Source organism: Vitreoscilla filiformis (assembly GCF_002222655.1).
GTDB lineage: Bacteria > Pseudomonadota > Gammaproteobacteria > Burkholderiales > Burkholderiaceae_C > Ideonella > Ideonella filiformis.
The window spans coordinates 955,047-979,022 of record NZ_CP022423.1 but is presented as its reverse complement, the minus strand read 5'-3'; the positions used below and the strand labels follow the sequence as shown (position 1 = coordinate 979,022).

Annotated in this window: 21 protein-coding genes; 10 read left to right on the top strand and 11 right to left on the bottom strand. The window is 64.2% G+C overall.

What is annotated here, in order from left to right; translation table 11 throughout:
• Positions 1-5: 5 nt before the first annotated feature.
• Together radA and VITFI_RS04535 are read right to left on the bottom strand one after the other, a co-directional pair.
• Positions 6-1,385, bottom strand: a complete 1,380-nt coding sequence (gene radA, locus VITFI_RS04540; RefSeq protein WP_089415981.1) for a DNA repair protein RadA — start codon at positions 1,383-1,385, stop codon at positions 6-8.
• Positions 1,386-1,388: 3 nt separating this feature from the next.
• Entirely contained in the window at positions 1,389-1,859 is a 471-nt protein-coding gene (locus VITFI_RS04535) for a hypothetical protein (RefSeq protein ID WP_089415980.1), read from the bottom strand.
• Between the two features lie 159 nt (positions 1,860-2,018).
• Between VITFI_RS04535 and VITFI_RS04530 the strand changes: the two genes are divergently transcribed.
• Positions 2,019-2,660, top strand: a complete 642-nt coding sequence (locus VITFI_RS04530; RefSeq protein WP_089415979.1) for a LysE family transporter — start codon at positions 2,019-2,021, stop codon at positions 2,658-2,660.
• A 3-nt stretch (positions 2,661-2,663) separates the two neighbouring features.
• Here the strand turns inward: VITFI_RS04530 and pyrF are convergent, their stop codons facing one another.
• Both pyrF and purB read right to left on the bottom strand, forming a co-directional pair.
• Positions 2,664-3,482, bottom strand: coding sequence for an orotidine-5'-phosphate decarboxylase (gene pyrF / locus VITFI_RS04525; protein ID WP_089415978.1), 819 nt, complete (start codon positions 3,480-3,482; stop codon positions 2,664-2,666).
• A 13-nt stretch (positions 3,483-3,495) separates the two neighbouring features.
• Positions 3,496-4,863, bottom strand: a complete 1,368-nt coding sequence (purB, locus tag VITFI_RS04520) for an adenylosuccinate lyase (RefSeq protein ID WP_089415977.1) — start codon at positions 4,861-4,863, stop codon at positions 3,496-3,498.
• Positions 4,864-5,030: 167 nt separating this feature from the next.
• Between purB and VITFI_RS04515 the strand changes: the two genes are divergently transcribed.
• The 3 genes from VITFI_RS04515 to VITFI_RS04505 are packed head-to-tail and all read left to right on the top strand — an operon-like array spanning position 5,031 to position 8,639.
• Positions 5,031-5,651 (top strand): glutathione S-transferase family protein, encoded by a 621-nt coding sequence (locus tag VITFI_RS04515; RefSeq protein WP_232476667.1) that lies wholly within the window; start codon positions 5,031-5,033, stop codon positions 5,649-5,651.
• A 60-nt stretch (positions 5,652-5,711) separates the two neighbouring features.
• Positions 5,712-8,090, top strand: a complete 2,379-nt coding sequence (locus VITFI_RS04510; RefSeq protein ID WP_089415975.1) for a penicillin-binding protein 1A — start codon at positions 5,712-5,714, stop codon at positions 8,088-8,090.
• 21 nt (positions 8,091-8,111) lie between these two features.
• Positions 8,112-8,639 (top strand): gamma carbonic anhydrase family protein, encoded by a 528-nt coding sequence (locus tag VITFI_RS04505; RefSeq protein WP_089415974.1) that lies wholly within the window; start codon positions 8,112-8,114, stop codon positions 8,637-8,639.
• Here VITFI_RS04505 and VITFI_RS04500 read toward each other — a convergent pair.
• The 5 genes from VITFI_RS04500 to queA form a co-directional block, all read right to left on the bottom strand.
• A complete protein-coding gene (locus VITFI_RS04500; protein ID WP_089415973.1) occupies positions 8,623-9,981 on the bottom strand; it encodes a CmpA/NrtA family ABC transporter substrate-binding protein in 1,359 nt (452 codons plus the stop codon). The two genes, VITFI_RS04505 and VITFI_RS04500, sit on opposite strands and share 17 nt — an antisense overlap.
• 152 nt (positions 9,982-10,133) lie before the next feature.
• Positions 10,134-11,279, bottom strand: a complete 1,146-nt coding sequence (tgt, locus tag VITFI_RS04495) for a tRNA guanosine(34) transglycosylase Tgt (protein WP_089417965.1) — start codon at positions 11,277-11,279, stop codon at positions 10,134-10,136.
• An 89-nt stretch (positions 11,280-11,368) separates the two neighbouring features.
• Positions 11,369-11,764, bottom strand: a complete 396-nt coding sequence (locus VITFI_RS04490; RefSeq protein WP_089415972.1) for a c-type cytochrome — start codon at positions 11,762-11,764, stop codon at positions 11,369-11,371.
• Positions 11,765-11,886: 122 nt separating this feature from the next.
• Positions 11,887-14,169, bottom strand: coding sequence for a hypothetical protein (locus VITFI_RS04485; RefSeq protein ID WP_089415971.1), 2,283 nt, complete (start codon positions 14,167-14,169; stop codon positions 11,887-11,889).
• Complete coding sequence (gene queA / locus VITFI_RS04480) at positions 14,166-15,266, bottom strand: tRNA preQ1(34) S-adenosylmethionine ribosyltransferase-isomerase QueA (RefSeq protein ID WP_089415970.1); 1,101 nt, start codon at positions 15,264-15,266, stop codon at positions 14,166-14,168. Before queA ends, VITFI_RS04485 begins: the two co-directional genes overlap by 4 nt.
• Positions 15,267-15,627: 361 nt before the next feature.
• Here queA and VITFI_RS04475 point away from each other — a divergent pair, with 361 nt between their 5' ends.
• Together VITFI_RS04475 and VITFI_RS04470 are read left to right on the top strand one after the other, a co-directional pair.
• Positions 15,628-16,398: a hypothetical protein gene (locus VITFI_RS04475; RefSeq protein WP_089415969.1), complete on the top strand. Its 771-nt coding sequence runs from the start codon at positions 15,628-15,630 to the stop codon at positions 16,396-16,398.
• Complete coding sequence (locus tag VITFI_RS04470; protein ID WP_089415968.1) at positions 16,395-16,898, top strand: PIN domain-containing protein; 504 nt, start codon at positions 16,395-16,397, stop codon at positions 16,896-16,898. Before VITFI_RS04475 ends, VITFI_RS04470 begins: the two co-directional genes overlap by 4 nt.
• Before the next feature lie 6 nt (positions 16,899-16,904).
• On the opposite strand, the gene VITFI_RS04465 is transcribed toward VITFI_RS04470, so the two are convergent.
• The gene (locus VITFI_RS04465) at positions 16,905-17,567 is read right to left on the bottom strand and encodes a hypothetical protein (RefSeq protein WP_089415967.1); all 663 of its coding nucleotides are present in this window, start codon (positions 17,565-17,567) and stop codon (positions 16,905-16,907) included.
• Positions 17,568-17,627: 60 nt separating this feature from the next.
• The gene (gene uvrA, locus VITFI_RS04460; RefSeq protein ID WP_089415966.1) at positions 17,628-20,525 is read right to left on the bottom strand and encodes an excinuclease ABC subunit UvrA; all 2,898 of its coding nucleotides are present in this window, start codon (positions 20,523-20,525) and stop codon (positions 17,628-17,630) included.
• A 135-nt stretch (positions 20,526-20,660) separates the two neighbouring features.
• On the opposite strand from uvrA, the gene VITFI_RS17835 reads away from it, so the two are divergent.
• The 4 genes from VITFI_RS17835 (at position 20,661) to VITFI_RS04445 (ending at position 23,954) form a co-directional block, all read left to right on the top strand.
• Positions 20,661-20,819: a hypothetical protein gene (locus VITFI_RS17835; RefSeq protein WP_157725564.1), complete on the top strand. Its 159-nt coding sequence runs from the start codon at positions 20,661-20,663 to the stop codon at positions 20,817-20,819.
• 57 nt (positions 20,820-20,876) lie between these two features.
• A complete protein-coding gene (locus VITFI_RS04455) occupies positions 20,877-21,617 on the top strand; it encodes a Crp/Fnr family transcriptional regulator (protein WP_198301616.1) in 741 nt (246 codons plus the stop codon).
• A gap of 130 nt (positions 21,618-21,747) precedes the next feature.
• A complete protein-coding gene (fabI, locus tag VITFI_RS04450) occupies positions 21,748-22,542 on the top strand; it encodes an enoyl-ACP reductase FabI (RefSeq protein ID WP_089415964.1) in 795 nt (264 codons plus the stop codon).
• 20 nt (positions 22,543-22,562) lie between these two features.
• Entirely contained in the window at positions 22,563-23,954 is a 1,392-nt protein-coding gene (locus VITFI_RS04445) for a bifunctional enoyl-CoA hydratase/phosphate acetyltransferase (protein ID WP_089415963.1), read from the top strand.
• Positions 23,955-23,976: the final 22 nt, after the last annotated feature.

Genomic DNA, 23,976 nt, shown 5'->3' with positions numbered 1-23,976 from the left:
GGCTTTCAGCTGGCGTCAGCCAGCGCACGCAATGCATCAATGGCTTGTTCGATGCGATCCACCGCATGGATCGTCAAGCCCTCCACGGGTTTTTTGGGCGCATTCGCTCGGGGCACCAGGGCCACCCGAAAACCCAGCTTGGCGGCTTCCTTCAAGCGTTCTTGGCCGCGTGGCGCGGGACGCACTTCTCCGGCCAAACCCACCTCGCCAAACGCCAGGAAACCACGCGGCAGCGCTCGCCCGCGCAAGCTGCTTTGGATGGCGAGCAGCACCGCCAAATCGGCCGCCGGTTCGCTGATGCGCACGCCGCCCACGGCGTTCACGAACACATCTTGGTCGGCACAGGCCACACCGGCGTGGCGGTGCAGCACGGCCAGCAACATCGCCAGCCGATCGCGCTCCAGCCCGACGGACAGGCGACGCGGACTCGGGCCACCGCCATCCACCAAAGCCTGAATTTCCACCAGCAAGGGGCGCGAGCCTTCCAGCGTCACCAGCACACACGAGCCGGGCACGGGTTCGGCGTGGGTGGACAGAAAAATCGCGCTCGGGTTGGAGACGCCGCGCAGGCCGCGCTCCGTCATGGCGAAAACGCCGATCTCGTTCACCGCGCCGAAGCGGTTTTTGAACGCCCGCACCAGGCGGAAACTGCTGTGTGTGTCGCCTTCGAAGTACAACACCGTGTCCACGATGTGCTCCAGCACACGCGGGCCGGCCAGGGCGCCTTCCTTGGTCACGTGGCCCACCAGCACCATGGCGCAACCGCTGGCCTTGGCCACACGGGTGAGCTGCGCGGCGCACTCGCGCACCTGTGCCACCGACCCGGGCGCGCTGGTGAGTTGCTCGGAATACAGCGTCTGAATCGAGTCGATGACGCAAAACGCCGGTCGCTCTTGCGCCAGCGTCGCCAAAATTTTTTCGAGGTTGATTTCGGCCAGCACGCGCACAGCAGCGCCGGACAAATCCAACCGCCGCGCCCGCAGCGCCACCTGCGCGGGCGACTCTTCACCCGTGACGTACAACACGCCCATGCGCCCGGCCAGCGCGTCCACGGCTTGCAGCAGCAACGTGCTCTTGCCGATGCCGGGATCGCCGCCAATCAGCACCACCCCGCCTTCGACGATGCCACCGCCCAGCACCCGATCCAGCTCGTCGATGCCGGTGGGGGTGCGGGCGACATCGCTGGCTTCGATGTCACTCAGCGTTTGCACCGGCTGCGAGGCCGCCAGTGCTTGAAAACGGTTGGTTCTGGCCGCCCCCGCCGCCGGTTCAGCGACGGTCTCTTCCAACGTGTTCCACGCCTTGCAGTGCGGGCACTGACCGAGCCAGCGCGGCGTGGTGCCTCCGCAGTTGCTGCACGTGAAAACGGAACGGGGACGGGACATGCCTCACTGCGCGGTGGTGGCCACCACGTTGGGTTGGGTTGTCGGGGCCGGGGCTTCTGTGCCGGCGGTGGGCAACCCTTCGGTTTCTGCCGAACGATCAAACACCAGCGTCTTGCCGAAGACCAGTTGCACCCAGGAGGGGTAGGTATAACCCGTGCCCTTGCTGTGGTCGATGATGATGTTGCCCCACATCCCGCCATTGACGCGGGAAATAGCACGCGCTACCGCATCTGGGTTTTTCGGGTCTTTGCACACGATGTCCAAATCTTGATTGGAGCGGCGAACCCGTGCGGTTTCTCCCGAGCGCACGTTGATGCTGCCGTAATCATTGGTCAAGGTGCATTCAGCGCCGGTGACCAATTCGCCTGTGGCGTTCTTGGTCTCGACTTTCATCGGATGCGTTGTGTCATTCATCACCGACGCACAGCCCGTACAGGCCAGCACAGCGGTGATGGCAGCGATTCTGACCATCATGATGTGTCCCTTAAAGTTGGGTAAGTAAACGCACACTGTAACTTAAATGTTGCTATACCCCCTTTTTTGGCACTTGATCTGGCACAGATCATGTGATCGCAATCATGAATTGCGCTGCAATCCTGGCCACTTGTTTTTGCGCTCCCTGTGAGGCCCTTCATGGAATTTTCCACCTGGCTCCCCTTCTTTTTCGCCACCCTCGCCATCAGCCTGGCCCCCGGCCCAGGGGCGATTGCCGCCATGGGCGCCGGGTTGAATCACGGTTTTCGCCACGGGCAGCCAGTGGCCATCGGTTTGGCGTTGGGGGTGTGTACGCAACTGGCGGTGGTCGCCATCGGCCTGGGCGCTGTGTTGGCGTCTTCCGAAACCGCGTTCAACGTGGTGAAGTGGGCCGGCGCCGCCTATTTGGTGTGGCTGGGCGTGCAGCAATGGCGCTCGCCGGCCAGCCCGATTCAAACCCCCAGCGGTGACACCGCCCCGCAAGCCCCCCGCCAGCGCCTGCGCGCTTTGCTGTTGCGCGGCTGGACGGTCAACGCTCTCAATCCCAAAGGCACGGTGTTTTTGCTGGCCGTGATGCCGCAGTTTTTGGACGTCAACCAGCCCATGCTGGCCCAGTACCTCACCATCGGCATCACTTTTGGGGTGATCGAATGCAGTGTGATGACGGGTTACGTGGCCCTGGCCGCACGGGTGCTGGGCTTTTTGCGCTCCCCCGGGCACATCCGTTGGATGAACCGGGGGTTTGGCGGCCTATTTGTGCTCGCCGGCGGGGTGCTGGCAATGTTCAAGCGCACCGCTTGAGGCTTAACGCGCTGCGTTGAGCTGATCCCGTGTGGCGATGGCCACACGCCGCGCTGCGGCTTGCCAATCCTCACCTGAACTGGCGTACAGCACCGCCCGCGAGGAGTTGACGATGATGGCGCCTTGCGGCGTCAAGGCGGCCTGAACGGTCGCCGCTGCATCACCGCCCTGCGCACCCACGCCGGGGATCAGCAAAGGCAACGTCGGCGCCAATGCACGCACGCGGGCCAATTCTTCCGGGAACGTCGCCCCGACCACCAAGCCCAAGCGGCCTTTGGCGGTTTGGTTCCATGGCCCCGCCGCCAGACGCGCCACTTCCTCGTAGAGTTTGCCGCCTTGCGCCAAGGTTTGGAACTGCAAATCCGACCCGCCCGGGTTGGAGGTGCGGCACAGCAGAATCAACCCTTTGCCGTCGTACGGCAGATAAGGCTCGATCGAATCCAGGCCCATGTACGGGGACAGCGTCACCGCGTCGCTCTGGTAGCGCACGAAGGCTTCGCGGGCGTACTGCTCGGCGGTGGAGCCGATGTCACCACGTTTGGCGTCCAAGATGATGGGCACTTCCGGCGCCACGCGGCGGATGTAGGCCATCAACGCTTCGAGCTGCGCTTCGGCCCGGTGCGCGGCGAAGTAGGCGATTTGCGGCTTGAAAGCGCACACCACATCCTTGGTCGCGTCCACGATGCGGGCGCAAAACTCAAAAATGCGGGTGTCGTCGCCCTTCATGCCCACGGGGAACTTGGCCGGATCAGGGTCCAGGCCCACGCACAGCAGCGATTCGTGACGCTGCGTTGCCCGGGCCAGCAAGGCGTTGAAGTTCATGGTCGAACGGGCCTCAGATGCGTTCCGCCAGTTGCACGGCACGGCCAATGTAGCTGCCCGGCGTCATGGCCAGCAGGCGATCCTTCTCGGCTTGCGGCAGGTCGGTGCTGGCGATGAAGCCTTGCATCATGTCCCGCGTCATCGGCTTGCCACGGGTGAACGCCTTGAGTTGCTCATACGGCTGGGGCAGGCCGTGGCGACGCATCACCGTTTGGATGGCTTCGGCCATGACTTCCCACGAGTCGTCCAGATCGGCGGCCAGTGCGGCTTCGTTGATCTCCAGCTTGCCCAGGCCACGCAACAGCGAGTCGTAGCCCAACACGGCATAACCCAGGGCCACACCCATGTTGCGCAGCACAGTGGAGTCTGTCAGGTCACGCTGCCAGCGGCTGATGGGCAGCTTTTGGCTCAAATGCGCCAGCAGCGCGTTGGCCAGGCCGAAGTTGCCCTCGGCGTTTTCGAAGTCAATCGGGTTGACCTTGTGCGGCATGGCCGACGAGCCCACTTCGCCATCCTTCAGCTTTTGCTTGAAGAAGCCCAGCGAGATGTAACCCCACACGTCCCGGGCGAAGTCGATCAGGATGGTGTTGGTGCGCGTCACCGCGTCGAACAGCTCGGCCATGTAGTCGTGCGGTTCGATCTGGATGGTGTAGGGGTTGAAGGTCAAACCCAGGGCGTTTTCCACCACGTTGCGCGAGAAGGCTTCCCAATCGTTGTTCGGGTAGGCCACGCTGTGGGCGTTGTAATTGCCCACTGCGCCGTTCATCTTGCCCAGCAGCTTGACCTCGGCAATGACGGCACGCGCCCGATGCAGCCGGGCCACGACGTTGGCGATTTCCTTGCCCACCGTGGTCGGGCTGGCAGTCTGACCGTGGGTGCGGCTGAGCATGGGCACAGCGGCGAAGCGGTGGGCCATCTCGGTCAGGGTGGTGACGATTTTGTCCAGCGTCGGCAGCACCACATCGGCGCGGGCGGCCTTGAGCATCAAAGCGTGGCTGGTGTTGTTGATGTCTTCGCTGGTGCAGGCGAAGTGGATGAATTCGAGCGCCTTTTCCAGCTCAGCGTTGCCCTGCAAGCGCGACTTGATCCAGTACTCAACCGCCTTCACATCGTGGTTGGTGGTCTTTTCGATCTCTTTGATGGCGCGGGCATCGGCCTCGGAGAAACGTACCACCAGGCTGCGCATCAGGCCACGCGCCGCTTCGGACAGCGGCGCGAACCCTTCCAGCCCCGCGTCCGACAGCGCGATGAACCACTCCACCTCCACCTGCACACGGCGGTGCATCAACCCGTATTCAGACAGCAGCGGACGCAGCGCGGCCACTTTGGTGGCATAGCGGCCATCCAGAGGAGACAGGGTCATCAAGGTGGAAATCGTCATGGTCAGGAAACCCTAAAAACTCGCGCCCAGCAACGCGGGCGCAAAGCTTCACATTTTACCGTGCAAGGGCTTCAGCCGGTAGTCATGCAGATCAGGGGGGACGCTGGTTAGAATCGCCCGCCTCAGGGTAGGTCGCGGCACACACATCACTCAGGCCCCACGCACACATGAAAATGAAACTGATCGGCTCGCTCACCAGCCCCTATGTCCGCAAAGTCCGGATCGTGCTGGCCGAAAAAAAGCTGGATTGCCAGTTCGTGCAGGAGGACGTCTGGGGGTCGGACGCCATCCTGGCGATCAATCCATTGGGCAAAATTCCCTGTCTGGTGATGGAATCCGGCGAGGTGCTTTACGACTCGCGTGTCATCGTCGAGTACATGGACACCCTGTCCCCCGTGGGCAAACTCATCCCCGGCAGCGGGCGTGAGCGGGCTGAAGTGCGTACTTGGGAAGCCCTGGCCGACGGCATCTTGGACGCCTTGGTGGCGGCCCGCATGGAAGCTACATGGTCGGGCCGCACCGACTTGCAACGCTGCCAAGCCTGGATTGACCGCCAAATGGTGCGGGTGGACGCTGCCCTGCGCACCATGAGCCGCAACCTGGGGGACACCCCCTACTGCACCGGCATCCACCTGAGCTTGGCCGATATCGCCGTGGGCTGCGCCCTGGGTTACTTGGATTTCCGCTTCCCTGACGTGTCATGGCGAGGCCAATACGCCAATCTGGCGCGCTTGTCTGACCGGCTCAGGGCGCGCACGAGTTTCATCGACACACATCCCACAGTCTGAGGAGCGGTGTCTGGGGCACGCTGGGGATAATCCGCCCCATTTGCGTCATCGCCTGCCCTTATGACCGAGCGCCCTTCTCCCTCCCCGCGTCGCTGGATCGTCGGCTTGGCTTCAGTGCTGGTTGGCTTGGCGCTGGTGTTGACGATGGTCATCGCCGTGGCGGTGGCCCGCTACTACCCCGAGCTGCCTGAGCTGGATCGGGTCACGGAATACCAGCCCCGCTTGCCCTTGCAAGTGTTCACCAGCGACGGCGTCGAAATCGCGCAGTTTGGCTCCGAGCGCCGCCAGTTTTTGCCCATCGAACAAATTCCGCCCATGATGCAAGCGGCGGTGCTGGCGGTCGAGGATGCACGGTTTCACGAACACAGTGGGCTGGATGTGAAGGGCATTGCCCGTGCTGTGTGGGTGAATCTGAGCGGGGGGCGACGCCAAGGGGCCTCGACCATCACCCAGCAGGTGGCCCGGAATTTTTTCCTGTCCTCGCAGCGTACGTTTGAACGCAAGTTCAAAGAAGCCCTGCTGGCCATCAAAATCGAGCAGCAGCTCAGCAAGGATCGCATCCTAGAGCTGTACATGAACCAGATTTACCTCGGGCAACGCGCTTATGGTTTTGGCGCAGCCGCTCAGGTTTACTTTGGCAAGCCGCTCAAAGAATTGTCGGTGGCCGAAATGGCCATGCTCGCGGGGTTGCCGCAAAACCCGGCATTTGCCAACCCCATCACCAATTTGGCCAAAGCCACCACACGGCAACACGTTGTGCTGATGCGGATGCTTGAAACCGGCGCGATCGACCAAGCCGCTCACGACGCAGCCAAAGCCCAAACCCTGCAATTGCAAACCCGCCCCCAAGTGACGGTGCATGCCGAATACGTCGCTGAAATGGCACGCAAGGCGGTATACGAGCAATTTGGAGAGGAAGCTTATACCCAGGGCATCCAGGTTTACACCTCGCTGGTCGCGGCTGAACAACAGGCCGCTTGGAGCGCACTGCGCCGGGGCATTCTGGATCACGAGCGCAAACAAGCCTGGCGCGGCCCCGAAAACCAGGAAGATCTGCCAGACGATCCTGCTGCTGTCGAAGCCGCTGCTGCGCAAATCCTCAAGGAACAGCGCGACGATGAAGATCTGCGGGTGGCCTTGGTGCATCAAGCTGGCCCCCGCGAAATCGTGGCGCAGTTGGCCACGGGTGAGATGGTCAAAATCACCGGCGACGGGCTCAAGCCAGGGCAAACAGGGCTGTCCCCCAAGGCGCCCCCCGCGTTGGCGATCCGCCGAGGGGCCATCCTGCGCCTGACCCAGCACCCCAAAACTGGGTGGCAAATCGCGCAATGGCCGCAGGCACAGGGGGCCATTGTCGCCATGACGCCCGCCACGGGGCGCATCCGAGCGCTGGTCGGGGGGTTTGACTTTACGCGGCAGAAGTTCAACCACGTCACCCAAGCGTGGCGCCAGCCGGGTTCGAGTTTCAAGCCGTTTTTGTACTCGGCCGCGCTGGAGCACGGCATCATGCCCGCGACGCTGGTCAACGATGCCCCGCTCACCATCGGCGACTGGAGCCCGCAAAACTCCGATGGCCAGTTCGATGGGCCGATGAGTTTGCGCCGCGCCTTGGCCAAATCCAAGAACTTGGTGAGCATTCGTCTGGTGCAGATGATGGGCGTCGGCAACGCCCGGCAATGGGTCAGCCGCTTCGGTTTTGAGGCCGATAGGCACCCCGATAACCTCACCTTGGCCCTGGGCGCCGGCAGTGTGACCCCTTTGCAAATGGCGGCGGGTTATTCGATCTTCGCCAATGGGGGCTTCCGTGTCGATCCGGTGGTGATTGAGCGCATCGTGGGCAGCAACGGCAAGGTGTTGTTCCAGGCGCCCCCGGCCCCGCCATTGAGCGAAGAACTGCGCGTCGTGCCAGCGCGCAACGTGTTCATCGTGGACAGTCTGTTGCAAGAAGTCACCCGCAGCGGCACAGCAGCACGGGCACAAGGCACGCTCAAGCGCCCCGACCTGTTCGGCAAAACAGGCACGACCAACGATGCGGTAGACGCTTGGTTCGCCGGATTCCAGCCCGGCGTGGCCGCCGTGGTCTGGATGGGCTATGACGACCCGCGCAGCCTGGGCTCACGCGAGACGGGTGGGGGGCTGTCCCTGCCGGTGTGGATCAGTTACATGGAGCGTGCCCTGCGTGGGGTGGCGGTTCAGAGTTATGTGCCGCCCGAAGACGTGGTGAACGTCGGGGGGGACTGGCGCTACAGCGAGTTTGCCGAGGGTGGCATGGTGCGTGGCGTGGGGGTGGAAGTACCGGATCCGAGTGTTGCCGCCTCTGCTGCATCTGACGCGGCCCCGGCAGCTTCGGCGACCGCACCGGCGGCGCCCACACCGGTTCCTGCACCCGCCAATGGGGCTGCCAGTGGCTTGCTGAATGGGCTGTTATCGTCTTTCTGACCGATCAATCAGGAGACTTGCATGGCGCTTTATGAATTGGATGGCATCGCTCCACAGGTGCCCGACTCGGCGTGGATCGCCGAATCGGCCGAAGTGATTGGCCGGGTGGCGTTGGGTGAGCACGTCAGCATCTGGCCGACCACCGTCATCCGTGGCGATCAGCCGGAACCTGTGCGCATCGGGGCGGGCAGCAACGTGCAAGAGGCCGTGATCATGCACGCCGATCCGGGCCAACCATTGACGCTGGGGGAGAACGTCACCGTCGGCCACCGGGCTGTGCTGCACGGCTGCACGGTGGGGGATGGCTCGCTGATCGGCATTGGTGCCATCGTGCTCAACGGCGCCCGCATTGGCCGGAACTGCTTGGTGGGTGCAGGTGCCCTCGTCACCGAAGGCAAGGTGTTCCCGGACGGGGTGTTGATCGTCGGCAGCCCCGCCGTGGTCAAACGCGAACTCAGCGAAGCGCAAATCGCTGGGCTGCAACGCAGCGCACGCCACTACGTGACCAACGGGGTGCGCTTTCAGCGCACGCTCAAGCGCTGCGGCTGATACTGAAGCTACTCAAATAGGCATCGGGCTGGGTTGGGTCGAACTCTTTGCCCATCACCTTGAATTTCCGATACCCCCCTTCCGGCGGACGCCACCCAGCTTGGGACATCTGCTTCTTGGCATCCGTCAACATGAACACCTGTTCGGCGATCTGCTGGTAGTTGACGGGGCCCTTGACGTAGCCCCAGCGCTTCATTTGCGTCAGCATCCACACGGCCATGCTCTGCCAAGGCATGGGGTCGAACGATGCACGATCGGGCATGCTGCGCACGGTGCCCAAGCCATCGTCGAACTTACCCACCAGCACATCCGTCAACACCTCGACTGGCTGGTTGAGGTAGGGTGCAGGGGCAATCGCCCGGGCAATGGCCTCGCGGTTTTGCGGGATGCTGGCCATCAGCGAGGAGTTGATGATCGCCCGGTACAGCGCCGCAAACGTGTTGGGCGCCTGGGCGGTGAAGGCATCACTCACGCCGAAAGCGCAGCAGGGGTGGCCGTCCCAAATTTGTTTGCTCAGCAGGTGAATGAAACCGACGCCGTCGAACACGGCGCGCTGGTTGAACGGGTCGGGGCCCAGGAAGCCGTCGATGGTGCCGGCTTTGAGTTGGCTGACCATCTCTGGGGGCGGCACGATCACCAGTTGCACGTCCTTGTCGGGATGCAGCCCAGCCTCGGCCAAGTAGTAGCGCAACAAGAAGTTGTGCATCGAGTATTCAAAGGGGATCCCGAAGCGCAAGCCCTTCCAGTTGTGGGGATCGCGGTTGTTCTTGTGTTTGTTCGCCAGGGTGATGGCTTGGCCGTTGATGTTTTGGATCGTCGCCACGTTCATGGGCATGGCGGGTGAGCCCAAGCCCAAGGTCATGGCCAGCGGCATGGGCGATAGGAAATGCGAAGCGTCGTACTCGTTTTTGAGCATGCGCTCGCGCACCGCCCCCCACCCGGGGGTGCGCACCAACTCCACCTCCAGCCCTTGCGCACGGTACAGCCCCATCGGGTGCGCCATGATCAAAGGCGTGGCACAGGTGATCGGCACGAAACCCACCTTCAGTTTGGTTTTTTCCAGCGGGCCGCGCTCTTGGGCCATGGCCTGCAAACTGGCCAAGGGCAACACGCTGGCGATGGCCGCCCGAGCCGTGTTGCGACCTACAGCGCGCAGGAAATGGCGCCGGGTGTTGTCGTCCGGGAACAAGGCTTTGACCAGCACGCGCTCGATGAAACGCTGGCTGGCCTGTTCGGCATCGCTGGGGCACGAGGGCACGGCATCGCCATGGACTTGCCCACAAGCGCAACGCAGGCGCAGGGGGCGGTCAGCGTCATAGGGATCGTCGTGTGCGGTGGACATGGCTGCATTCCCAGAGAGGTTATGAAACCCCGGATTCCGCAACCGCCATGCCAACGATACGCCCTGTTACACCCCCCGTCACGCCAGGTTTGACCGATCATTCGCACCTTTCTGGTGCATCGGCAAGCCCAGCCAGCGCCCACGGCGTCCCTTTAGACGCCCCGCGCCCGATCCGCCGCGAACTGTTGACGGAATTGCTGGAAGGTGCCCGCATCCAGCGCCGCCCGCACCTCGGTCATCAGGTTCAGGTAGTAGTGCAGGTTGTGGATCGTGGCCAGCATCGGGCCGAGCATTTCGCCGCAGCGATCCAGGTGGTGCAGATAAGCCCGGCTAAATCCCCCGCTGTGGCCATCGCCTTTGCAGGCATAGCAGGTGCAGGTTTCGTCGATGGGCCGATGGTCCGACTTGTGACGCGCATTGCGGATTTTCAAATCACCAAAGCGCGTGAACAGATGGCCGTTGCGCGCATTGCGCGTGGGCATGACGCAATCGAACATGTCCACGCCACAGGCCACGCCTTCCACCAAATCTTCCGGCGTGCCCACGCCCATCAGATAACGCGGCTTGTGCGCGGGCAGGCGGTGTGGGGTGTGCGCCATGATGCGCCGCATGTCCTCTTTGGGCTCGCCCACGCTCACGCCGCCGATGGCGTAGCCGGGCAAATCCATCTCGACCAGCGCTTCCAGCGACTCTTGGCGCAGGTGCTCAAACATGCCGCCCTGCACGATGCCGAACAGCGCATTCGGGTTTTGCAGCCGCTCAAACTCGGTGATGCAGCGCTGGGCCCAACGCCGGCTCAGTTCCATGGAGGAACGGGCCTCTTTTTCAGTGGTGAGGTGGCCTTTGGTTTCGTAGGGCGTGCATTCGTCGAACTGCATGACGATGTCCGAGTTCAGCACCGTCTGGATTTGCATGCTGACTTCGGGCGTCAAAAACAGCTTGTCCCCATTGACGGGCGAGGCGAATTTCACGCCTTCTTCGCTGATTTTGCGCATCTCGCCCAAGCTCCACACTTGGAAGCCACCCGAGTCGGTGAGGATCGGTTTCGTCCAATTCTCGAAACCGTGTAAACCACCGAACGAGGCCATCACATCCAGCCCGGGGCGCATCCACAGGTGAAACGTGTTGCCCAGGATGATTTGGGCACCCATGTCATACAGCGATTGGGGCAGCACCCCTTTGACGGTGCCGTAAGTGCCCACGGGCATGAAGATGGGCGTTTCCACCACGCCGTGGTTGAGGGTGAGGCGGCCGCGCCGGGCGTGGCCATCGGTCTTGAGCAGGTCGAAGTGCAGCATGGGGTGATTGTCGCTGGCGCAGACTCGCCCATGAAAAAACGCCCCTGTGGGGCGTTCCGATCGTTGCAGCACCCGCAGGGTGCATGGGCTCACTTCTTGTCGTTGAGCGCCAAGATCCATTGCACCAGTTTGCCCGCGTCGGCCTCGTTGATCGCCACCTTGTTGGGCGGCATGGCCAACCCGCTGACCTTGCCCTTCCAGTGGCTTTCGTACGGGTTCGAGCCCGCCAGCACGGTGGCGGTCAACTGCTTGGCGGCATCCTTCTGGCCCTTGTACTTGGCAGCCACATCCTTCCACGCCGGGCCAATGGGCGCCAGGCCGTTCGGGCCGGTCGCACCGGGTTCGATGTGGTGGCATGTCATGCAACCGCTGGTGGTGGCCAGCTTGACCATGGCATCGTCGTTACCAGCGGCGTGGGCAGCCGATGCGCCCAACACCATGACCCACACGCCACCCATCCGGCGCAACCCATTTGAAGCATTCATGACGTCTCTCCTTCAAGCAAACAAACCCATTGGGACGTCACCTTAAGAAGCGTCTTCCCGGCTTGGTTGAGGCACATCAAGCTTCAATGGGCTTTCGCCAAGATGGAGCACTTCCCCCCAGATCAGGACAAACCCTGATCCCCTGCGATGTTCCAACCTGGAGCAAGCCGGCGCGCTGCGGCGTACAACTGTGCGTCCAGTTGCACACAGGCCCGCAAGCGCTCGGTTTGCGTTGCGGTGAAGGCCCCGGGCGGGACACACGGCGCAGGCAACTCGGCGGGGAACACATCGGCGTCCCAATCCAACAGGGCGCACAGGCGCTGCACCGAATCGGCCCACGCATCGGCCCAGCCGATGAAACGCACGTCACGGGACAGGCGGGCCATGGCAGCGGCCAGCATCGTCGGGCCGCAGGCGCCAAACGGCGCATCTTGCCCGCTCAAAAAACGGGTCAGGTGGTTGTCCAGCGCACAGTGGCCTGCCGACAGCACCTCGTCCACACTCAAATGTTGCCCTTGCTGCCGGGCGTTCTCCATGAACTGCAAGGTGTGTAACTGCGCCCGCACCAACGGGTCGCCCAACCACAACCACCATTCGTGAGGCCCCGGCAGCGCCGCCGCTTCGTTCGCAGGAAACAGGCCGTACACCCAGGTGCGCTGCCACCGCTCAGCCGGCTCATCCGCCAGCGTGGCCAAGCGATCCGCCCCCGGCAAGGTCGGAAAAATCTCCACCATGCGCCCCAAACACGCCCGGCGAAACGCCTCGCGTGCCGCTGGATCAATGCAAAACGGCAACTCCAAAAACAACCGCACAGGGGCCGGAGCCTTCGCGGGCCTCAGGCTGGCCTCAAAACGGGGCGCCACAAAATCACACAGCGCCTCCGGGGCAATCGAATAACTCAGCGCGGCCATTTCTTGCGTGCCCGACGGGGCCGGTCGATCCGCCACCCACCGCAGCGGCAACAAGCGCACGTCGGGGTGCGGGTGCAGTTGCACCCCTTCGGCCACACTGTGCCGCCCCAACGCTTGGCTCAGATGCGCCACCCCAGGGCGGCGCGCCAGGCGCGACACATGCAACGAGCCGCCCGCAAAATTGGTGACGAAGAAATCCACCCGCGCCGCCACGCCCAACTTGGTGGCGCTGTCGGCCCCCACCAGCACCGCACAACGCACGCCCGACGGCAACCGCTCACGCAGGCGATGGGCGATGGCCCGGTCGGTTTGCGCTTCGGCTTGGTTGCGGGGGCCGGGGGTCAAGGGCAACGTCCAGCCGTCGATCACCACACCCAGCCGAGGATGGGGCTGGACCAGCCGCTGCACCAACCGCGCCAAGCCGTCCTCTTGCTCCAGCCAGCAGCGTTTTTGCCCTTCAATACCGACCCACAGAAGGGGCTGGGCGCCGTCCAAAGCGGCCAGGGCTTCGCGTGCAGCGGTGGTCGGGTGCGCCTGGGCGTGGGCCATGAGGCGGGCATCGAGGGTGTCATACAGCGCGGTGCGGGCGGCGCGCTGGTGGGGGTTGTCCCCCAGATGCACAAACCACGTGCCTTGCTGGCTGGCCTCCATCAACTGCTGGCGTGAGCAGCGCCGATGCGGCCAGGCCGGGAACACCGGGGCCAGATCGTAAAAATCGTGATCCTCCCGCTGAATCAGGGCGGGAATCGACGCGGCCAGGGTCTCGTCCTGCGCCAGCTTCACCAGGGCGGACAGGCTCTCGTAGAAAAAATGCCCCGGGCGGTGGTTCGACACCAGCACCCCGCCCCAGCGCCGTGCCATGCTGCCCCGATCAGGCCATGCGCCCCACGCCGCCAAGCGCGTGAACAGGGCCTGCCAGAGGCTGCGCACATCGGCTTGGCGGGCGTGTGCCAAGTAAATCAGCATATGCGACTGCGGCAAGTAAAGGCTGTCCGCCGAGCTGATGTTTTGCAGCACGAACACACTTTGCCGCGCCTGGGCATCCACGAAGCGGAGGGCGTTCAGGCCCTTGTCCAGCTCGTGGCTGTCTTGGCTGCGCAACTGCTGGCCGACAGCGAACGGGCTGGGCAACACGCACGCCCCCCCCATGGCCGCCTGACGCACCCAGTTCAACCCCACGCACTCGTCTTGGCACGCGGCCAACACCTCCGCCAGCGCGGGCATGGTTTGTTGCAAACCCGCATCCGCCAGCGCCTCTTGTCGGTTGAGGATGCGCACGGGCCGCAACCAGCGTCCGGCCTCGCCGCCCGTCCAACGCAGACAACGTGCCACGGCTTGCCAATGCGTGGCCTCGATGCGCTCAGGGGCCAGCGTCAAAAAATGATGCAGCGCCGTGCGAGCCAACCCCCAGGTGCGCGACGCGCCAGGCCACCAGCGCACCGGCCAGGGCGGCGTTTCGACAAAACACGCCTGGCGAAACGCCGCCTCACTCACCCCTGACGCTCCAGCAGCATCGCGTCCCCATAGCTGAAGAAACGGTAGCGCGCCTCAATGGCGTGGCGGTACAAGGCCATGACGCGCTCGTAACCCGCCAGCGCACTCACCAGCATCATCAGCGTGCTTTTGGGCAGGTGGAAATTGGTGATGAGCCGATCGACCACGCGAAACTCAAATCCGGGGGTGATGAAAATGTCCGTCTCGCCGGAGCGGGCGCGGTGCAAGTCTTGGCCGCTGGCCTGCATCTCCTGCCATGCAGCGGACTCCAACGCCCGCAACGTCGTCGTGCCCACCGAGGTGATGCGCCCGCCCGCCGCACGGGTGGCGCGGAGGGCGTCCACCGTGGTTTGGGGCACGTCGAACCATTCGCTGTGCATTTTGTGGTCGGCCAGGTTTTCGGTGCGCACCGGCTGGAAGGTGCCTGCGCCCACATGCAGCGTCACCCGCGCGGTGGACACCCCACGCGCCGCCAGGGCCGCGAGCAACGCTTCGTCAAAATGCAAGGCCGCCGTCGGCGCCGCCACCGCCCCGAGGTGGGTGGCAAACACGGTTTGGTAGCGGCGCTCGTCCTCGGCTGCGTCCCCGTGGGTGATATAGGGCGGCAAGGGCACATGGCCATGCTGTTCGACCAGATCGAACGCATTGCCGGCCACGCGCAGATGGAACAGCGCATCGTCCGGCCCCCCGCGCCCGAGCACCTCGGCTTCGAAGCCCGGGCCTCGGTCGGTGCCCAAACGAATCACGCTGCCCGGCTTGGGGGACTTGCTGGCGCGCACGTGCGCCCACAGCTCACGGGCCATCGACTCACCTTGTGCGGGCGGCAGGATGCGCTCCACCAGGGCCTCGATCGAACCACCGGTGTGTTTTTCACCGAACAAGCGGGCTTTGAGCACTTTGGTGTCGTTGAACACCAGCAAATCGCCGGGGGCCAGCAGTTGCGGCAAGTCGCGGAACACCCGATCGACGGGCACCGCGCCGCGCCCGTCCAGCAGGCGCGAAGCACTGCGCTCCGGGGCGGGATGCTGGGCAATCAGCGCCGGAGGCAGTTCAAAATCAAAATCGGACAGGGTGAAGAGGCGATCAGCGGCAGTCATGGGGCGGATTGTTCCACCCTCGCACGCGCCCTCACTGGCGGCAGGGCCGCCGCCAACTCAGCGCTGGGCCGTGCCGCTGGCCAAGGCCGGCTCGGGAGCGCTGACGGGCGGCTGCTCCGAGCGATCCCACGCCCAGGCAAAGGCGACGCTGACCCCCAGCACCAGCAGCAGTGATGGTCAGGACTCGGAGCAGAAAGCGCAAGGCGGTCATGGTGGGGCAGGCCTGTGAAGTGGGGTGGGAATTGGTGTTGTCGGAAACCGGCGGAACCCTCCGTTCCGCTGGGGCGCGATTGTCGCTGCTGTGGCGGTGGCTGCAAAGTTTTGTGCATGGGTGTCGCCTGGGCCCACCTAAAATTTGGGTATGGGTTCACACGCCATTTGCATTGCGCTACAAGACACCTCACCCGGTTATGCGGTACGTGCCGAACGGGTGCCGCTGGCGGTCTTGAGCACCTTCGCCAAAGAAGTCGAGCAGTTCTTGCGCGGCGACACGGACGGGCTGGACACCGCCGCTTTGGAAGTCGCCCTCCGACCCGGCGAGCTGGCGATTCAAACCACCCCCTTCATCCAACCGGTGTTGGTGCATGACTTGCACCGCATGACCCTGTCCCCGGTGCTGGACGGGGTCAGTGCCCGCCGTCGCACAGTGGTGCTGCGCTGGCAGGCGCGGGCGCACCGGTCGCGGTTGTACCGGGTGGAAATCCGTTCGGGTTACTTGGAGCAGCCCATCGTCATCGATGCCGATTCCCAGTTTCGGGCCGATGACGCCGACGCCTGGGTGAACGTCGAGCGGTATGTGCGCGGCCAGTTGGAGGAGCTGGGTGGCAGCACGGTGGTCAACGCCCATCTGCGTTTGTTCGATGGATCGTCCCTGACCGTGGCCACCGACAAAGCGCGCCTGGCCAGTGAGCCCCGCAATCGTTTGTACAAAACCGTTCTGCTGCGCATCCGTGCCCGCTTCAATTTGTACACCGGGCAATACCGGGACGCGGAACTGATGGAGTTCGTCGATCACGATCGGCGGCTCGATGCGCGGGAGTGGGACGCCCTCACCCAACGCGGCAGCCGGCTCTGGCACGGCCTACCGCCCATCACCACTTGGCTGGATGTGCAGCGCGGGGCCGCTGGATGAGCGCCAGCGACCGCACCTGGCTCTGGGACGCCGGCGCTTTGATCGCCCTGGTCGATCCGGCCCAGCCTCAGCACGAAACCGCCCAGCGTTACCTGCGGGAAGCCCTGCGCACCAAAGCGACGCTGTATCTGTCGGTGATGGCGGCGGCGGAGTTTCACCAGCGCCAGTCGGTGACCGAGTTGCCGCTGCGCCATTGGGTGGTGCTACCGTTCAACATCGATCACGCGATGGTGGCCGGTGATTTGATGCGTCACGCCCGCCCCGCCCCAGACGCCATGGCCCGCGCTGTGGTGCGGGACGACATCAAGCTCATCGCCCAAGCCGTGTGTGAGTCGATTCACCACGTCTTGGTGGAGAGCGAGGGCGCCTTGAGCCGGCACATCGCCCAGTTCAACCAAGCCGGACGCAGCCGGGTGGCCTGCGTTCAACTCGACCAAGGTTTCGATGCCGCTTGGTTCAACGGCGGGCAAAAAAGCCTGTCTCTGCCCGACGCCGGGTGACCCGGTTCAGCGCCCCGCCAACCGTGCGGCGTTTTGCTCAGGGCTCAGCCATTGAGCGTGGCGCAAGCTGGCCACATTGGGCGTCTGGTTGGTGGGTGTGGCGCGAATGAGCTGCTTGCGCTGGGCCATGGCGACATCGGCCACCGAGCGATCTTCCACCACCATCACCCCGCCCAACGGCGTCGGCAGCCCGAACACGTTGCGTTCAGACAGCGCATGAAGCTGGTAGTTGCCCAAGTAGGTGGCCTGCCCCGCCTCCACCGTGAACGCCAGCGCCACACTCGGTTGTGCGGCAAAGGTTTTGAGCTGGCCGTTCAAGCCCCCCTCCCACACCAGATGGAACCCGGTGATGCGGTAGCGCCCAGCCGGCAAGTCAAACGATTGCACCAGCCCGGTTTCCGTGTCGTTGCGATAGTCCCCTGGAGAAAACAGCGGCGGGGATTGCAGCTCCAACACCCCCGCCTGCGCTGGGGAGGTGCCTTCCTTTTCGATCAGCAGTCGGACGTGGCGGTAACCCACGGTTTTCCACGGTTTTTCAAAGTCCGCGATCCCAAAACCCAGCACGACCCGCCCCGCATCCGCGCCCCGATGGGCGGTCGGAATCGAAGGCACCTGCGCACAAGCAGACAGCAGCGCCACACTCGCCAGCGCAAACCAACGGCGATTCATTCCACTCTCCTTCGCATTAAAAAACGCCATGGGGCACGGTAACACTGCGCTCCCTGAGCCTCAGTCCAGTGCCAACATCGGTCGCAAAAACCGCCCCGTGTGGCTGGCCGCACACGCCGCGATCGCCTCCGGTGCGCCCTCAGCCACCACCGAGCCACCCCCGGCGCCGCCTTCCGGGCCGATGTCGATCAACCAATCGGCGGTTTTGATCACGTCGAGGTTGTGCTCAATCACCACCACCGTATTGCCCGCATCCCGCAACTGGTGCAGCACGCGCAGCAACAGTTGAATGTCGTGGAAGTGCAAGCCTGTGGTCGGCTCGTCCAAGATGTAGAGCGTGCGCCCCGTGTCTCGCTTGGACAGCTCCAGCGCCAGCTTGACGCGCTGCGCTTCGCCGCCGGACAGCGTCGTGGCGCTTTGCCCCAGCGTCAAATAACCCAGTCCCACATCGAGCAAGGTTTGCAGCTTGCGCGCCAGCGTCGGCACGGCGCTGAAAAAGGCGTGCGCAGCTTCGACCGTCAGCGCCAGTACCTCGGCGATGTTCTTGCCTTTGTACTGAACTTCCAGCGTCTCGCGGTTGTAGCGCCGACCGTGGCACACGTCGCACGGCACGTAGACATCGGGCAAAAAATGCATTTCCACCCGCAACACGCCGTCGCCCTGGCAAGCCTCACAACGCCCACCCGCGACGTTGAAGCTGAAGCGCCCAGCGCCGTAACCCCGTTCACGCGCCATCGGCACCTCGGCGAACAGCTCGCGGATGGGCGTGAACAGCCCCGTGTACGTCGCCGGGTTGCTGCGCGGCGTGCGGCCAATCGGGCTTTGATCGACGTTGATGACTTTGTCGAAAGCGTCCAGCCCGTCGATGGCCTCGTGCGCCGCCGGTTCGGTGTGGCTACCGTAGAGCCGCTGCGCCACGGCGGCATACAGCGTGTCGTTCACCAGCGTGCTTTTGCCCGACCCGGACACCCCCGTGACGCAGGTGAACAACCCCACCGGCACCCGCACCGTCAGGTTCTTCAAGTTGTGGCCGCGTGCGCCCCGGATCGTGAGCCAGCGCGGCGGATCGAAATCGTCGGGCGTGTAGCGCTGCTCGGGCACCTCAATGCGCAGCACGCGCCCCAGGTAGCGCCCGGTGAGTGAATCGGGATGTGCCGCCACCTCGTCGGGCGTGCCGGCGGCCATCACCCGACCACCGTGCGGGCCGGCGCCCGGGCCCATGTCCACGCAGTGATCGGCGGCGCGGATCATGTCTTCGTCGTGCTCGACCACCAGCACGGTGTTGCCCAAATCCCGCAGGCGCTGGAGGGTGGCGATGAGGCGGGCGTTGTCGCGCTGGTGCAGGCCGATGCTGGGTTCGTCCAGCACGTACATCACCCCCGTCAGGCCCGAACCGATCTGGCTGGCCAGGCGAATGCGCTGGGCTTCGCCGCCGGAAAGCGTGTCGGCGCTGCGCTCAAGGCTGAGGTAGTTCAAGCCCACGTCGTTGAGAAACTGCAACCGGGCGCCGATTTCCTGCACCAGCTTGCGGGCGATCTCAGCGCGGGCCCCGTGCAGGCGCAGCGCGGCAAACCAGGCTTGGGCTTCGGCCAGCGTCAAGCGCCCGACGTCGTGAATCGGCAGCCCTTTGCAGCCGGCCTCACCGGGGATGAACACATGCCGCGCTTCGGGTCGCAAGCGGCTGCCGCCGCAGTGCTGACACGGGCGACCGGTTTGGTAACGCGCCAGTTCCTCGCGCACGGCGGCGGATTCGGTGTCCCGATAACGGCGCTCAAAATTCGGAATCACGCCCTCGAACGGATGCGCCCGGGTGACGCTGCGAATCTTGCCCGGCTTGCCCTCGGCGCTGTAAACAAACTCGATGTCCTCGCCGCCTGAGCCATACAGGATGACGTGGCGAAACGCCTCGGGCAGTTGCTCGAAGGGCAACTCGATGTCCACCCCGTAATGCCGCCCGACGCTTTCCAACAGCGAGAAGGTGTAGCCATTGCGCCGCTCCCAGCCCTTGATCGCGCCCGCGCCCAGCGACAGGCCCGGCGCCACCACCACCCGCGCCGGGTCAAACACCGTTTGCACACCCAAGCCGTCGCAATGCGGGCAGGCGCCCAGCGGGGCGTTGAACGAAAACAAACGCGGCTCCAGCTCCGGCAGCGCGTGGCTGCACACCGGACAGGCGAACTTGGACGAAAAGAGGTGCTCGCGCAGCGTGTCCATTTCCAGCGCGATGGCCCGCCCGTCGGCCAAACCCAAGGCCGCTTCGAAGCTCTCGGCCAGGCGCTGTGTCATCGCGGTGCTGGTTTTGAGGCGATCGACCACCACGTCGATGTCGTGCTTTTCGGTTTTTTTCAGCGGGGGCAGGTCGTGCGCTTCGACCACCTGGCCATCGATGCGAAAGCGCACATAACCTTGGGCCTGCATGGCCTCGAACAGCTCGGTGAACTCACCCTTGCGCCCCCGCGCCACGGGGGCCAGCACCATCAGTTTGGTGCCTTCAGGCAGGGCCAGCACGGCATCGACCATCTGACTGACGCTTTGCGCTTGCAGCGGCAAATCGTGTTCCGGGCAAAACGGCGTGCCGGCGCGGGCGTAGAGCAAGCGCAGGTAATCGTGGATTTCGGTGACGGTGCCCACGGTGGAGCGCGGGTTGTGGCTCGTCGCCTTTTGTTCGATGGCGATGGCGGGGGACAGGCCCTCGATGCTGTCCACCTCCGGTTTGTCCATGCGCTGCAAAAACTGCCGGGCGTAGGCCGAGAGGCTTTCGACGTAGCGGCGCTGGCCTTCGGCGTACAGCGTGTCAAACGCCAAACTCGATTTGCCCGAACCCGACAGGCCGGTGATCACCACCAGGGCGTTTTTGGGCAGATCGAGGTCGATGTTTTGGAGGTTGTGGGTGCGTGCGCCACGCACGCTGAGCCGTCCGTGACGAAAGCACCCCGAGGCAGAAACGTTCGAATCCATCGCGGACGATCATAGCGAAGCGCATGTTTGTCGGCTTCTGCGCATTTTTTGCACGGGGCCTGTCATCCAACATTTGTAAACACCCGTTAACGGCTCACGGCCCCCATCAGAGCGGGCCGGTCGAGGATGCCCACCATGCAAAAGTCTGCCGTTACCACCAAGTCGCCTGTTCGCTTCAACACCCCTGTTTCGCAGCAACATCTGGAAAAAGGCCAAAAGTTCGAACCCTTCTTCGCTTTCGAAGGTGAGCGCCGCAGCCCCGCTTGGTTGCAAAAATCAGACCGCAAGCGCTGACCCTTGGCATATCCGGGGATGCCACGGGGACGTGAATTTCGGCATACTCGCCGCCCTATGTCGTCGGCTCCCGTCATCCCCCTGCACCCCCTCCAGCCCGTGCTGTTCAACCCGCAAGCGCGGGTGTGTGCTGAATGCGGCATCCGTAAACATGCCTTGTTCGGCTCCCTGGATCTCTCGGCCCTGGATCGGATTCACGTCCACATCGCCTCCGTCCGGCTTGAACCGGGGCAACCGCTGTACGCCGCCCAAATTTCTGGTGCTGCCGCCTTCACCGTTCGCAGCGGCGTGGTGCGGCTGGAACGCACCAACGAGCGCGGCGAGCGCCGCATCCTGCGCCTGGCTGGCCGGGGAGACACCCTCGGCATGGAAGCCATGCTCGGCCAGTCCTACGCGGCGGATGCGGTGGCATGCACCGAGGTGGAGGTCTGCCGCCTGCCGCGTTCGCTGGTCGAGGATCTAACCAAAGACCAAATCGAACTGGCCCGCGACATGATGCGCCGCTGGCAACGCGCCCTGGACGACGCCGACGAATGGCTCACCGAACTGTGCGCGGGCCCGGCGCGCCATCGCATGTTGCGCCTGCTGCTCAAACTGAGTGAGTTTGCCGACGGCAGCGAGGTCTGGCTGCCCTCCCGGCTGGAAATGAGCGCCATGTTGGACATGACGATCGAAACCGCCAGCCGCATCGTGTCCCAGCTCAAGCGCGAGGGCATTTTGGATGCGCCCGATCAGCGCCACGCCATCCTGCACATGCCACAACTGCTGGCCGCGCTGCGCGAAGAAGCCAGCGACTGAGCTTGCACGCGCATTTCGCCCATCTTGTTGCTTGATGCATGTCAAGCCAAAGTGGCAAATGCGCAGCATTTCACTCTGCTGACACCGGAAAGTCCGAAGTTAGGGGTTTCTTTTGCTAGGGTTATCCCTCATGAACACCTCATCTTCGACTTCCATCCCTTCTTTCCTTCCCCTGACGGGCCTGCGCGGCCTGGTCGTTGGGGTGGCCAATGACCATAGCATCGCCTGGGGCTGCGCCCGCGTGCTGCACGCACGTGGCGCCGAATTGGTGCTGTCTTGCCTGAACGAAAAAGCGCGCACCTACGTGGCGCCGCTGGCCGAATCGATCAACGCCCCGTTGCACACCTGCAACGTGGAACATCCCGGTGAGTTGGAAGCGCTGGTGGATGCCGCCGTCGGCCAACTCGGTCGGCTGGACTTTGTCATCCACTCGATTGCCTTCGCCCCCAAAACCGACTTGCTTGGCCGCGTGGTCGATTCTTCCGCCGCTGGTTTTGCCCAAGCGATGCAGGTTTCTTGCCACTCGTTTGCCGAGCTGGCACGCCTGACCGAGCCGCACATGGCCCGAGGCGGCACCCTCATCACCATGACGTACCTGGGCGCCGATGAAGCCGTGCCGAACTATGGCTTGATGGGCCCGGTCAAGGCAGCGTTGGAGTCGCTGGTGCGTTACATGGCGCTGGAGCTGGGATCTAAGGGCATCCGCGTACATGCGGTGTCGCCCGGCCCGATCCCGACACGTGCGGCCTCCGGCCTGCCCGAGTTCGATGCCTTGATGGAAGACGCTAAGCAGACCGCGCCGCTGGGCCGGCTGGTGACCTTGGATGAAATCGGCGGCTGCGTCAGTTTCCTCGTCAGCCCGGACGCCACCGGCATGACCGGGCAAACGCTGTACGTGGACGGTGGTTTCCACGCTGTACGCTGAACTTGGCAGGAGAGCATCACATGAACACCCCAACCCCTGCCACCATCGAAAACGTCACCTTTGACGAGCTGCACCTGGGCCGCCGCGCCCAGATGCAACGCGTGGTGACGATGGACGACATCAAAGCGTTTGCCGCCGTTTCTGGGGACGTCAACCCGGCGCACTTGGATGTGGCATACGCCGAATCCACCCGTTTCCATGGCGTGATCGCCCACGGCATGCTGGCCGGAGCCTTCATCTCCAGTGTGCTGGGCACCGAGTTTCCCGGCGCCGGCACGATCTACATGGAGCAAAGCCTGCGCTTCCTGCGCCCGGTGCGCGTGGGTGACACGCTCACCGTGATCGTCGAAGTGGCCGAGCGCAACGACACCAACCGCAATGTGCGCCTGGCGTGCAGCGTGTTGAACCAGAAGAGCGAACCGGTCGTCGAAGGTCAAGCCCTGGTGCGTGCGCCCAGCAGCAAGATCGTGCGGCCCCGCCCGGCCACGCCTGAAATCCACTTGTTCGACCCGGAAGCCCGGCTGGCTCACTGGGTCAATGGCCTGGCGCAGAACGCCACGCCGCAGCCTTGCGCTGTGGTGCATCCGTGCAGCGAAGTGGCGTTGCGCAGCGCGTTGGAAGCGGCGCAGCGCGGGCTCATCACCCCGGTGTTGATCGGCCCGCGTGAGCGGCTGGTGGCGCTGGCGCAGGGGCTGGAACTGTCGCTGGAGGGCGTGCGCATCGAAGACGTGCCGCACAGCCACGCCGCCGCCGACCGGGCGGTTGAGCTGGCCGTGGCCGGTGAGGTCAAGCTGATGCTCAAGGGCAGCCTGTACACCGAGGAGCTGATGCAGTCGGTGCAAGCGGCGGCGGCGTTGAGCACGGGGCGGCACCTGTCGCATGTGTACCGCTTGGAGGTGCCGTCTTACCCGCGCCCGCTGTTCATCACCGATGCGGCCATCAACATCGCGCCGACCTTGCCGGTGAAGGCCGACATCGTGCGCAACGCCATCGACCTGGCCCACGCCCTGGGCTTGGCACAACCCAAGGTGGCGATTTTGTCGGCCTTGGAGAAGGTCACGCCGCGCCTGCCTTCGACCCTGGAAGCCGCCGCGCTGTGCAAGATGGCCGATCGCGGGCAAATCACCGGCGCGCTGCTGGACGGGCCGTTGACGTTTGACAACGCCGTGTCCGAAGCCGCTGCTGCGCTCAAGGGCGTGGGCGGGCCGGTGGCGGGTCAGGCCGATGTGCTGGTGGTGCCCGATCTGGAAGCGGGGGACATGCTGGCCAAGCAGCTTGAATCCTTGGCGGGGGCGTCGAGCTGCGGCGTGGTGCTGGGCGGGCGCGTGCCCATCGCCCTGCCGGGCCGGGCAGACACAGTGGCCTCTCGCATCGCCTCTGTGGCTTTGGCATTGCAAGCTTTGCAGCGCTAAGGCACCGCCAACCCCTAGCATC